Source organism: Rhodococcus sp. MTM3W5.2 (assembly GCF_001984015.1).
GTDB classification, from domain to species: domain Bacteria; phylum Actinomycetota; class Actinomycetes; order Mycobacteriales; family Mycobacteriaceae; genus Rhodococcus_G; species Rhodococcus_G oryzae.
Map to the genome: position 1 here is coordinate 673,935 of NZ_CP019572.1, position 12,202 is coordinate 686,136.

The window sequence follows — 12,202 nt, forward strand, 5'->3', positions numbered from 1 at the left end:
CGACGTGGGTACGGCGGGGTTCAGTCGATCTCCAGGTCGTGCAGGATCGGGCGCAGGCGGGCAACGGTGCGTTCATCCTCGACAGCGATGTCGCCGCTGGAGTCGAAGCGCTCGTCGCGGTCCACGAGGGAACGGAGCTTCTTCGCCACCGCGCGGCGGACCGTTGCCGGTGCTGCCGCCAACCGTTCGGCGAGCCGGAGGCCAACATCGCGCGCCCACTGGTCGGTCACGGCACCCGCGACGACCTTCACGATTCGAGCGGGAGTGCCGGGCAGGGGCAGCCCGAGGTCGAGGAGGGTGACCGCGGCGGCGGCGCTGGCCTTGACGAACGGGCCGTTGAAGCTCTTGCGGTCGATGACGACGAGGTCGGCGAGCAGCGCCTCGAAGTCGGTGTGCGCCTGGGGCGGTAGCAACTGCTGGGCGCGCCACTCGAGCGCCAGACCGATGGCTTCTTCGATCGGGCCGCGACCGGCGTCGATGATGCTGCGAAGCACAGGCCAGCCGGTTGCGGCCTCGCCCGCGTCGAAGGCGGCGAGAATGCGTAGTGAGGCGAGCTGGTCATCTCGCTGGTAGTCGCTCGTCGCGGCTTCCGTGCCGACGAGGCTGCGGCACCAGTCGAGGAACCGCGGGTCGGTGCGGTCAGCCCAGTGCGCGAGTACCGCGGACTCCTTGTGTTCGAGGTCTGCGTCGAGGACGCGATGGAAGTCTTCCGGGTCCTTCGTCAAGCGTGCGAGAGCGAGCAGCACGGTCGCGTCGCCGGAAACGCTCGCCTCGCGGACGCGGTCGGTGCTGGCGGTGTCGTTCCACGTCGCGAGCGCGTTGGCGGACTGCTTCGGCGCGACCGCGAGCAGCTCCCGCACCTCGGGCAGCGCGTCGGCGGTCGCCTCGGGCCAGGAGCCGAGCAAATCGATGAGGTGTCCGGCGCCGTCGCGGGACGGATCGGCAGGCGGCTTCTGCCGCAGCGCCTGCCGGATGCCGACGATGAGCATGGTGGCGGACGGTGCGTGCTCGCGCACGAGCGCGTAGCCGAGCGCGGAACGTCCCGACGCGGAGGTGGCAACCATGAGGCCGCGTGCGGCGGGGTTCGTGAGCAGGGCCTGAGCCATCGGGCGAGCCCACCGTCCGTCGCCGGCCCGCAGCAGAGCGAGCGCGGAATCTGCCCGAGCATCCGTGTCGAAGGTGCTCGACCCGATGGCGGAGGTGCCGCCGGTAGTGACCCGCTCGGCGAGGGCGACGAGCAGGTCGCAGACCTCGGGTGTCGGTGGGCACTGCCGGAGCGCAGCGATCATCGCCTCCGGCGTGGCTTCAGGCAGCGCCGCGAGTGCGAGCAAGCGACGGACCGCCGCCGGAGCGTTGCTCCGGGAACCGATGACGACATCGACGAGCCCTGCGATCGTCGCCTCGTCCGGCGTCGGCAGCGCAGCGAGTACGACAGCCGATGCCTCCGGGTTGACCTCGCTCAACCACTCCGGGAGGTTGCCGACACCGAACGCGATGCGCGGCGCAACCTCGACGGCGAGCTCCCATCCCGCTACGAGCGCGTCGAGATCGGTGGTCTCGGTGCCCCCGGCTGCGATCCGCGCAAGCGTCGCCGCCATGACCAGGCCAGGATCCCCGTCAGCGAGAGCGGCCGAGACATCGACACCGAGCGTCGTGAGCGCGGCGACACATGCCTGCTCGACCTGCCCCGCCGGGCGTGCGCTCGCCCGCGCTGCGAGCATCTCGACGGCAGCGGAATCGGCCGTGCGTGCCGCGGCCTGCAGCAACGCCGCGGCCGCGGCCTCCGCGCCGTCGTCGACGATCAGTGGTCGCACGAGCGCCGCGATCCCGATCAACGAGTCTCGGGCCGACCGGACGAGGGTGGCCGTCTCGACGTCGTCCACCTCGACCTGTTCATAGGCGCGCACCACGTCGTCGAACATCAGCAGCAACCACGCCGTGCTCTCCGCATCAACGGTCTGCCGTGCGCCGAGCACCGCCGCGATCGACGTCATCGCCGGAGCGGTCGAGTCATAGAGGGTGCCCTGATGCAATACCGCCGCCCACAGCTCGTGCAGCGACTCTTCGACTGTCTCCGCGCCGGCGAGCGCCTCGATCCAGCCGGGCACATCGCTCGCATCGCCGTACGCGTGTTCCAGTGTCGGCCAGTCGACCTCGGCGAGGTGGGTGCGCCAGTGCACGCTGTTCATGGGTCTCCTTGTCAGGGAACAGCCCGATCTCGGGCAGGCCGTTGCAAGCTTCGCTGCGTCCAGGACGGGCTGGGTCGGGTCGGCGTAACCGCCGCCTCAGGTCGCGATGCGGTTGCTCCCACTCGGCCGGGGCGCTACGCCTCGATCGGGGTGTACCAGTCGGCGTTCTTGAGTAGCACCCGCGTGCCAAGGTCGCGGTTCCATTCCGGCTCGATGCCGTGCCTCCGGAAGACGGGAAACATCACGTCGTCGAGCAGGCGCGTCACGTCGGCCGTGTAGAGGTCTTGCTTCGTGTCATCGCTGAGCGCGTCGTAGGTGGCCTCGTCGAAGTCCTCGGGCGGGAACGCGCCGTAGCCGATGTAGGTTTCACCGTCCTCGACGAGACCGCTGGTGTCCTGCTGGTGGAAGTAGGCGTAGCCCTTCCAGTGGCGGCTGTCGTCGGCCTCGCCCCAGATCTCGCCGGACGCGCAGCTGCCGCAGCAGGAGAAGTCCGCGCGGGCGACCACGCCGTTGGCATTGAGCTCCTCGAACGCCGCGACCGTGCGGGAGGTGTACGCGCCGATCTCCGTCTGCTGGAGCAGCCGCGCGGTGCGGAGCGCGGCGAACGCCGCCCCAAGCTGCTCGTCCGTGAGGTCGTAGTCCGCGCCGTAGGTGTCGATGAATTCGTCGGCGTCGCCTCGGCCGGTGATCAGCTGATCCCAGATCCGCCGGGTCAGCTCAGCGCGGCCGTCCTCGTCGAGGGGCAGGTCGGGCAGGGTCGCGTAGGGCGGGAACGTGTTTGGGTTCGACAACGCGCTCACAGCGCCACCTCCAGGTTGCGAACGGAACCGGGCAAATCGCCCGGCAGCGACGATGCTAGCTTTCATCGATCCACAGGTGGCTTCGACGTCGGGGAGCGGTACCGCGTGATGTCATTGTGCGAGTGCGTTGAAGACCTGTGCCCAGTTACCCCAGCAGCATTCATCACATTCCGAGTCTCACGGAGAACGTCCCGAGCGATCTGCTCGAGCGTGGTCCCTTCGGCAGCGCCCTCAGTGCCCTTGATGGACCTGATGCCCTCTGTGGTTGCGGTGAACCGCTCTTTCCATTGCCCGGCGGAGGCCAGCAGGAATCTGAGGTGATAGGGGTAGTTGAAGTCGGGCGCCGGTGCCCCGGTTTCTGCAGTATTCCTCAGCGAGGTGATGATCAACCGCAGCTGCTCGGCCTCGAAGGAGCAAGATTCCTGCTCCGCCAACGCTGAGTATTCGAGTGATTCATCAACGAGACCCCGCCAGTACTCGCGATCGTGAAGGCCGTCCCGTTGCTCCATGTGTGTCTCCGCGAAGACCGACATGAGTTCGTGGTCGTTGATGAGTGGGGACAGAACCAGATCTTCGCTGAAGTCATACCCGAAAAAGTATCGAGTGCCGTCGATCTCGATCGATTCGATGCCTCCGATGTGGCGGTAGTCCCGAAGCAGCGGAGCGGGGATCGCTTCCTCACCACGGGGGGTTCCGCTCTCGCTGGATGCCTGGATTCCCATCACCGCTCCATTTCATCTGCGAATCTGATCCTGTTGATCGAAGTGGGTAGGAGGGTAGCGGTTCGTGGCGACAGGATTCCCGGCCGACGCCACGTAGCGGAACTCCTGCCGAGCCGCTGTTGATTGATCGTTATCATTTTCGGGTGACTGATCATCTCGATGCTGGTGAGCGCGATGCTGATGGGCAGTTGGCTCCCCGGCTCGTAGCGATAGCACATGACGACTACCACGCGGCGTTTGTCGGGACGACTGCTGACGGCCGCCAGTTCTTTGTCACGACCCCGTTTGCTTGGGCGATCGATGACGCGTCCGGGGCGGAGTTCGCAGCCAGATACCTGTTCGATGCGGTTGGGGTGCTTGTGGATTCGACGATCGTTCCGCTGGGAACCCGACCCGGGGATGGTGCGCTTCCGGGCAACGTCGCGCACTTCGAGGAGCAGGAGAATGCCGTCGAGCGCCTGCTCTCGGAGATTCAACCCGTCGTGTTTTGTGACATCACCGTCGCCCCGTTCTCGGTCATGGCGCACGGGCACGAGTTCGGCTTGATCCTCAACGGACCGGATTCGGAGGACGACCATGAGTGGTACTGGAATGTCACGGTCGAACCGGGCGACTATATGGCCTTCTACGCCCCGTGGGACGACGGAGAATATGACACCTAGCTCGTAAATTCGTCCACCGGCCGCGCGGGTGGCTTTCGACTGTCGCGATCAGCGTCTAGAGCGTGCCGTTTTCGATGTCATGCTGCAGGGCCTGCTGGTTCGCGATGTGCGAGGACACGCCGTTCTGCACGGTGTAGTCGATCAGCGCCGCCGGCGCCGAGAACGTCAGGTGCTCGGTGACCGTGGTCGCGTCGCCGGCCTCGGCGAAGGTGACCTTCTGATGGGTGATCACGCCGGGCATATCCCAGGTATCGGTGCTGTACCAGTGGTCGGCGGCGTACACCCGCTGCTGCCCGACGGTGCGTCCCGGGATCGACACCGGACCTGCCGGGATGTCCTCGAGGGCGATGAACTCCCAGACGTCGGCTCCACCCTCGGTATAACTGCGGCGGTCGAGCACGCCGCGCAGGAACGGGTGCCGTCCGAAGCTGTTGGAGAAGTTCGAATACGCCGGGAACACCCGATCGATGGGCGCATCGATGGTGACCGGCAGTACGACGTTCACGGTCGCCAGTGCCGAACCGGCCTGGCTCTCCTCGAACTGATAGGCCGCCCACGAGGCGTCCCATTCCGCGTCCAGTCCGGAGGAGGAACCCGAAACAGGCTCGGCCCCGGCAATTCCGGTACCGGACAGCGCGATGCCGGTAGTCAGCACGCAGGCCGCGAGAAGCTTGGGTGCCGAGGTCTCGGCTCGCCGGCCACAGGGCTGCTCTGGACGTTCGACCATTCGTGTTTCCTCACCCGTCGATACCGTTGTCGCCTTCGGCAACCGGGCGAATGATACGCCGCCCGCGCCTTCAAGCGACCTCGTTTGGGATCAGTTGGGTTCTGCTGCGCGAGTGGGATATTCGGTCTGGACCCACATCTGCTGGACCGATCCGGCGCTCGAGAATGGGGCCGAGGCACCTCCAATGAGCGTCTGCGCCCAGCGCCGATGCGGGGGCCGCTCAGCCACGGCGTTCTGGTCGGAGCGCCCGTTGCGCCATCTGGACGATGAACGACTTCGGGGGCTGCCAGACGTCGCGGTCCTCGAATGGCCATGCGTAGGTCGGGGCTCCATCCCGGATGCAGTCCAGCAGGCCCGGCGCTGCGAGCTCGTGAGATGACCACTCATAGAGCTGCTGCACCCTGGGGATGATCACCCCATAGTCCAGGAGTCGGCCGAATCCGAGCTCGGCATCGAGGTAGGACCGTGCCCCCTCGCCGAGTGGGTACTCGTCCGGAAGCACGCGAGACAGCTGTAGGAAAATCCCGGCCATGCCCAGTCTCGGGTCACCCAGGAACGGGGCGAGTGGGCGTAGCCATCCAAGCGAGATTCGCGGGCCGCGACGAGGGCGTGGCTGTACAGCACACGGCAGAGCACGACGTTCATGAAGAAGCGCTCGGCCTCGTTCTCGGCCCCCGCCTGGTCTCGGTGCTCGAGGTAGGCAGCGACCACGCTCCCGTTGTGCGCCCGATACCAGGCCCGAGCTGTCGGGTAGTCAGCGAAGGACATCCAGAAGTCAACCGTCTGCGAGGAGGTCGGCCCGGGAAAGTCCCCGCTCAGGGCCACCGCCTCACATCCGTCACGAAGGATGCGCTCGTTCACTGCACGCCACCATGGACTACCAGGGCGGTCGCTGGACAGTGGTTGGAGCAATCCTCGCCGGAGCTGCCATCGCATGAACGACATCGCCGCCCGTTGGAACGGGAGATGCCGCGGGGCCTTGCCGTACGGGCCGTAGTAGCAGCGCTGCATAAGCGCGATCCGTCCTGCCGGATCGTCGCGCACAGAAGCGATCTGCTGCTCAGCCCAGGCCGCGGCAGTAGCCCCAGCACTCACATCACCATGATCGCACGCGCTACAAGGGCTGGATCCCAGTAGCCAGGAATCGACGGCCAGCCGTGCCCCGCGCCGCCCTTGTCTCGCGGACATACTCGTCGCCCAGGCCGAGGTCGCCGAGGCCACGGGCTACTGCGCGAACCTGGCCTCGACCTCCGGGGTCACCGGAACCTGGTGCACGATCCGTTCTCTGAGCGGCAAGGCGTCGATCGCGGTGATCGCATCCCACTTGAACTCACCGCACCGCCCGGTCGGTACCACCGGTCGCATGCCCAGGCCTCGGTCGTCGACGAGCCAGACGACCGGCGGCAGGGGCTGATCTGTGAAGCACGTGCCGTCCTGCTCGGACGGCAGCGCAAACTCGGCCATCACGGAGTCCAGATTTCCCTGTCGGTGTTCCTCGACCCAGGACACCGCATGGTCGGTGACGCCGGCGCCCCAGTCGCCCTCACAGGTGATGGCGGAGGTGGGGACGAAGTCAGCCGGGATGGTGGTGGGCTCGGGGACAGTGACTCCGTTGCCGATATCGAGGAGATTCTCCCCGAGGCACGTCGGCTTCGTCAGTGCCGAAGCCGATGCCGACGCGGTCGAAGCCCTGAACTCCTCGGTGGCAGCATCGTCCGTCGCACCGCAACCCGACAGCAGTGCAACGGCAATTAGTCCCGCCGATACTCTCCGCATCCCCATCGGCCGAACCGTACGGCAGTGCCCACATGGACTCGGCGAATACGGCAAACCGACGCCTGAGTGGATGGATGCTGATGGGGCGAGCGGGGGTGTGGAGAGAAGGGCGTTCACCAATGCCGGTTCGTGCTGGGCTGCATGCGGATTGGATCGGTCGACCAGTCGGTGATCACGCGTGACTCAGCGCGGAGCCAGGATGGGGTCACAAATTGTCTGGAATACAGGCTGCTAGCGGCTCGCCGGTGAGCAGCCTGCACAGCACTTCAAACGGAGCCAAGGCCACACTGTTCGCGAGATCGGTGGATCCGGAGTTGTGGCCAGGGGCTGCATGGAAGAAGTTGCTGCTGCCGGAATCGGCGACATCAGCCGGATTTCCGAGGTCGACGGGCGCGGCCGTTGCCGAAGCTGCGGTGCCGAGGGCGATGGTTGCGCTGGCCAACGCAACGATGATTGAACGCTTCACGATGATCCTCTCCGCTAGTGCTGTTTCGACGCCGAGCACGTCGTGGAAACCATATATATCGATCGTCCGGTTGGTGTCTGATTCGATCGCATCGGTGGCATCGAGAATCTCGTTGTCCCGGTGTCGATTTCTCTACACGGAATGATCGCTTTCGCGAGCCCTGAGTCCTCGTGGTTCAGTCAGATGTCCCGGCGTCAAGGCTGACGACGTCCTCTGTGCATCCTGACCGCAGCCGCACGATGGCACCGGGGCCTGGCCCTGTCCGCATGGTGGGGTAACGGGCGTTGAGGCCCCGCCGAGGACCGGGGCGGATTTGGGCTACCCCTCGGCTCAGTCGCCTCGCCGGTGGGGCGACGAGCCATCGTCTCTAGAAGCACCACGAATAGAGAAATTCGTTAGCCTTGCAACCCACGTCGGCCCGACCGAGAATAGGGTTAAACACCAAGCGGCCCGGCCGAATCAAGAAAGTTCGGGGTCGGCGAGGCCGACGCACGCGGTAGGAATTCGACCAGTTATATTCCCCCGATGTTGAAAGTGCGCCTCGGTGTCCGAGCCCGGATCCTGGCCATCGCCTTGGTTCCAAGCCTGGCGTTGCTCGGAATCGGTGTAGGCACGGCGGGATACCTGATACGTGAGGGCCGACAGTCCGAACAATGGGCGGCAGCGAACGGAGATGCCGTGAGCCACGCTCGCGACGTGGTTGCCGGGGTAGAACAGGAACGGATGCTGTCGCTGTGGCACCTGTCCGGTGAACAGAGCGATCCGGCCGCGCTCGCCGCAGCACGGAACAAGCTCGACACCGCGTTCGCAGAGCTGGCCCCCTACTCAGCAAGGCTGCAGAGCGCGTCGCAGGGCACCATGGGTGCCGACACGGGCGGATTCGACACCTTGCTAGCTCGCCTGCCCCAGATTCGCGGTCAGATCGATGCAGGAAGAATGCCGATCGAGGACACATACGCCCTCTACAACACCATTCTCGATGCAGTTGCGCTCGGCACCAACCTCATCACCGGCAACGCGCCCAACGCCCAGGTCGGCGTCGCACTCATCAATGGCGTGCGCGTCCTGCACGCGATGGAGGGAATGTCACGTTCCGCCGCGCTCACCGCTGCCGAACTACAGGGACAGCTCAGCAGCAGTCCATTGCGCAACGATTATCGAAATCTGGTCGGGTTCTACCGGACCGCACTGCCGCAGCTCGCCGCCGACCTGGGCGCTGATCCAGCAGCTGAGAAGATCCAGGCAGCACTGGCCTCTCCCAGCTGGCAGCAGGTGGCCGCGATGGAGGACTACCTCATCAATCCGCCGAAGTCGGACAAGAACGGTGTCGTACCGTCACCGCCAATGACCTTCGCCGAGTGGCGGACCGCGCAGGAACAGCTGTCTGAAGGCGTGATCGGCGCATGGAAAAGCCTGAACGACCATGCGAACCAGATTGCTGCCGACGAGGGCAAACGCACCGCGGCGAACTCACTGTGGGCGGGTGCCGCTGTGCTCGCGCTTGCGCTCGTGGCGTTCCTGCTGTCGCTGTGGCTGGCCAACCGACTGATCGGGCGGCTCACGCGCCTACGGAAGGAAACGCTGGACCTGGCAGAGGTCGAACTGCCCGAAACCATGCGCAAGCTGGGCGCGGGCGAGAAAGTCGACCCGAAGGCTGCGCACCTGGACTTCGGTGACGACGAAATCGGATCGGTGGCACAGGCCTTCAACCGCGCACACACAGCGGCCGTTTCCGCCGCGGTCACCGAGGCCCGCACCCGCGAGGGCGTGCGCGCGGTGTTCCTCAACATCGCCCACCGAAGCCAGTTGGTGGTGCACCGGCAACTCGAGGTCCTGGACGAGGCCGAACAAAGCCAAGAGGATCCCGCCCTGCTGGAGACATTCTTCCGACTCGACCACCTGGCGACCCGCGAACGCCGCAACGCCGAGAACCTCATCATCCTCGGTGGCGGCGAGCCCGGCCGCCAGTGGCGGAGTCCGGTGCCACTGGTCGATCTGGTGCGTAGCGCGACCGGCGAGAGCCTCGACTACACGCGGGTGCACACCCGCCGCATGCCTCAGGTGTTCATCGTCGGCAATGTGGTCGCCGACCTCATCCACCTGCTCGCCGAACTGATCGACAACGCGACGGCGTTCTCCCCGCCGCAGTCGCGCGTCGAAGTGAGTGGCAACGTGGTCGGTAAGGGGGTCGCGATCGAGATCACGGATCAGGGCATGGGAATGTCCGTCGAAGAACTCGACCGCGTCAACGAGATGCTGCGCAATCCACCGGATTTCGGAGTCGAAACGCTCTCGGCGACTTCACGCCTGGGCTTGTTCATCGTTTCACAACTGGGTGGACGGCACGGAATCTCTGTGCAGCTAACCGAATCCGAGTACGGCGGCGTTCGCGCCATCGTGCTGGTGCCGAACTCGGTGGTCGCCGCCGATGAGACACCTATAGCTGGCCATCAGCCAGATCGGTTCGCGGGACATCGGCCCGAGAGGCGGATGGCCAGCGCGATGCCGGAACTTGATTCCGCCGAATCTGTCTCGGCTGCAGCGGGTGTCGCAACACTGGCGCCGCCGGCTCCAGCGCCTCCCGCCGAACAGCCAGTGCAGTCGGTGGCCCCGCCGCAGGCGTGGTCGAATGTCGAGCGCATCGATAGCGCGCCGCACGCCGAGTACACGGAATCTTCTGTGGCAACGCCGTGGCACGAGCCGCCGACCCCCGCCGTCGAACCGGAGTCCCTTGCCCCGCAACCGTTGCCCGACAACGGCAGTGGCGTTCGCCCAAGCCTGCCTCGCCGTCGTCGGCAGGCCAGTCTGGCACCGGAGCTGGCGCACGATCATCAACTCGAGGTGGACGCGCAGCAGCCGTCACGATCGGCGGAGCAAGCGCGAGATCTGATGTCCGCCATCGCGTACGGTACCCAGCAGGCTCGGCATTCGGAACCCCCGCAGGGGTATACAACCAGGGACGAAATGGAAGGTGAAGGAAGGTGAACGTGACGACTACTAACACAGGTGATCTGAACTGGCTTCTCGACGATCTAGTCAATCGTCTTGCCGGGGTGCGCTACGCAGTCGTGCTTTCCACCGATGGGCTGCTGCTGGGCCGATCCACCTCCATGAGCCGTGAGGACGCCGAGCACTTCGGCGCCATGTCGGCCACCCTGTACGGGCTAGCGCGCAGCGCGGGACAGCGCTTTCAAGGCGGCGGCGTTCGCCAGGCCGTCATCGAACTCGAGAATGCGGTGCTGTTCGTGACGGCGGCCGGAAGCAACGCATGTATCGCATTGCAGGCCATCGACACCGCGAATCTGGGTATGGTCGCGTATGAAATGAACCTGACAGTGCAGCGTGTCGGTAGCTATCTGTCCGCCCATCCCCGTAACGGTGTGGCCGAGCAGGGAGCGTAGGTTGCCGTGACAGGTAAAGGTCAATCGTGGTTCGACGATGCGGCCGGTCCCCTGGTCCGCCCGTACGCCGTCACGCGGGGCCGCACGATGGGCGCGGGACACGATCTCGACATGCTCACGCTCGTGGTGACCGTGTCCCCCGCTCCGCGGCTGCAGCACATCGAAACGGAGTACGCGGAGATCGTTCAGCTGTGCTCTATTGCGCAGTCGGTGGCCGAGGTCTCGGCGCACCTGAATCTGCCTCTGGCGGTTACCAAAATCCTGGTCGGTGATCTCATCGCCGAGGGAATGCTGAACTTCCGGGCTCCCGCCAGCAGCGACTCCTACAACGACATTGCCGGGATCGGCGACCTGAACATCTTGCAAGCAGTGCTCGATGGAATCCGAAAGCTGTAGACAACTATGCATGACAATGCGTCCTCAGCCGACCTGGCTGCTTCGGTCAAAATCCTCGTAGCCGGCGGCTTCGGAGTCGGTAAGACCACGATGGTGGCCTCCGTCAGCGAGATCGCACCACTACGTACCGAGGAAACGATTACCGAACTATCCACCGGCATCGACGATTTGTCGGGCGTGGAGGGTAAGACCACGACCACCGTGGCCCTGGACTTCGGTCGTATCACCCTCGATGAAAGCCTGGTTCTGTACCTGTTCGGCACGCCTGGACAGGACCGATTTTGGTTCCTTTGGGACGAACTGGTGCGCGGGGCCCTCGGCGCCGTCGTTCTCGCAGACACCCGTCGGTTGGAGAACTCGTTCGCCGCCATCGACTTCTTCGAACGGCGCGGAGTCTCGTTCACGGTCGCGGTGAACTGCTTCGACAGCTCCCAGGCCTACACAACTGACGAGGTTCGCGAGGCACTCGACCTCGACGCCAATACCCCCGTCGTGCTTTGCGACGCTCGCGATCGCGATTCGTGCAAGTCTGTACTGATAACGCTCGTCGAACACCTCATCGCCCAGCTCAGCACCTCGGTGGCCTGAGCAACCGGCCGTCGCCAGTGCCTTGGCGCTGGGGCGGCCGTCGCAGTTGGTGTCCGGGCCCGCGGTGAGCGCGCGGGCTGATGACGAGGCGCCGCTGCCGCCGGATAAGTCCCGATCCCTGGCTGGACGTCGTCGATGACGAGTGGGGCGGTGATCCGTGGGACAGCAATCGGCGATAGGTTGACCAGCTGTGTCGAATCAGATGATCGCTGTCGCGTATGTAGGCGGGGTGATGCTGTTCGCAGGGATTCTGCTGCTGGGTATCTTTGCGGCCGGACGTCGTGCTCGCGTGGGACGCAAGGCCGGCCGCTACACGTCGCGACCTGGTAACTCGTCGTCCAACTGGTAGCCATCATCATCGTCGATCGCATCGGCGGTTCCGAGGTGAGTCAACCGCGGTGTTGACCTCCTACTGCTCGAGGTGCGGTTCGGGGATCGAGTTCAGCAGTGGGTCGAAGTCGTCGTGGTCAGTCAT

The 12,202-nt window shown here is 65.3% G+C and carries 12 protein-coding genes; 5 read left to right on the forward strand and 7 right to left on the reverse strand.

The annotated features are described in order from the left end of the window. Window positions 1-20 precede the first annotated feature (20 nt). The 3 genes from BTZ20_RS03195 to BTZ20_RS03205 all read right to left on the reverse strand — a co-directional run bounded on the left by BTZ20_RS03195 (window position 21) and on the right by BTZ20_RS03205 (window position 3,711). Entirely contained in the window at window positions 21-2,189 is a 2,169-nt protein-coding gene (locus tag BTZ20_RS03195) for a hypothetical protein (RefSeq protein ID WP_145982181.1), read from the reverse strand. Window positions 2,190-2,323: 134 nt separating this feature from the next. Then, window positions 2,324-2,989, reverse strand: a complete 666-nt coding sequence (locus BTZ20_RS03200) for a DUF6891 domain-containing protein (RefSeq protein WP_077040353.1) — start codon at window positions 2,987-2,989, stop codon at window positions 2,324-2,326. 62 nt (window positions 2,990-3,051) lie between these two features. Then, window positions 3,052-3,711 (reverse strand): hypothetical protein, encoded by a 660-nt coding sequence (locus tag BTZ20_RS03205; protein WP_223263602.1) that lies wholly within the window; start codon window positions 3,709-3,711, stop codon window positions 3,052-3,054. A 143-nt stretch (window positions 3,712-3,854) separates the two neighbouring features. Here BTZ20_RS03205 and BTZ20_RS03210 point away from each other — a divergent pair, with 143 nt between their 5' ends. Continuing rightward, window positions 3,855-4,373 (forward strand): hypothetical protein, encoded by a 519-nt coding sequence (locus tag BTZ20_RS03210; RefSeq protein WP_083742488.1) that lies wholly within the window; start codon window positions 3,855-3,857, stop codon window positions 4,371-4,373. 55 nt (window positions 4,374-4,428) lie between these two features. Here the strand turns inward: BTZ20_RS03210 and BTZ20_RS03215 are convergent, their stop codons facing one another. From BTZ20_RS03215 to BTZ20_RS26505, 4 genes are all read right to left on the reverse strand, one after another. Further along, a complete protein-coding gene (locus tag BTZ20_RS03215) occupies window positions 4,429-5,100 on the reverse strand; it encodes an SRPBCC family protein (RefSeq protein WP_077040354.1) in 672 nt (223 codons plus the stop codon). 220 nt (window positions 5,101-5,320) lie between these two features. Further along, window positions 5,321-5,602, reverse strand: coding sequence for a hypothetical protein (locus BTZ20_RS27610; RefSeq protein WP_223263603.1), 282 nt, complete (start codon window positions 5,600-5,602; stop codon window positions 5,321-5,323). A 722-nt stretch (window positions 5,603-6,324) separates the two neighbouring features. Further along, window positions 6,325-6,882, reverse strand: a complete 558-nt coding sequence (locus tag BTZ20_RS03225; protein ID WP_077040355.1) for a hypothetical protein — start codon at window positions 6,880-6,882, stop codon at window positions 6,325-6,327. Between the two features lie 199 nt (window positions 6,883-7,081). Then, a complete protein-coding gene (locus tag BTZ20_RS26505; RefSeq protein ID WP_145982182.1) occupies window positions 7,082-7,381 on the reverse strand; it encodes a hypothetical protein in 300 nt (99 codons plus the stop codon). 486 nt (window positions 7,382-7,867) lie between these two features. Here BTZ20_RS26505 and BTZ20_RS03230 point away from each other — a divergent pair, with 486 nt between their 5' ends. The 4 genes from BTZ20_RS03230 to BTZ20_RS03245 are packed head-to-tail and all read left to right on the forward strand — an operon-like array spanning window position 7,868 to window position 11,727. Continuing rightward, window positions 7,868-10,327, forward strand: coding sequence for a nitrate- and nitrite sensing domain-containing protein (locus BTZ20_RS03230; RefSeq protein WP_077040356.1), 2,460 nt, complete (start codon window positions 7,868-7,870; stop codon window positions 10,325-10,327). Between the two features lie 2 nt (window positions 10,328-10,329). Then, window positions 10,330-10,743 (forward strand): roadblock/LC7 domain-containing protein, encoded by a 414-nt coding sequence (locus BTZ20_RS03235; protein ID WP_077040357.1) that lies wholly within the window; start codon window positions 10,330-10,332, stop codon window positions 10,741-10,743. Between the two features lie 6 nt (window positions 10,744-10,749). Continuing rightward, window positions 10,750-11,139: a DUF742 domain-containing protein gene (locus BTZ20_RS03240; protein WP_077040358.1), complete on the forward strand. Its 390-nt coding sequence runs from the start codon at window positions 10,750-10,752 to the stop codon at window positions 11,137-11,139. A 6-nt stretch (window positions 11,140-11,145) separates the two neighbouring features. Then, on the forward strand, window positions 11,146-11,727 hold the full coding sequence (locus BTZ20_RS03245; protein ID WP_077040359.1) for a GTP-binding protein: 582 nt from the start codon (window positions 11,146-11,148) through the stop codon (window positions 11,725-11,727). The last annotated feature ends 475 nt before the right edge of the window (window positions 11,728-12,202 follow it).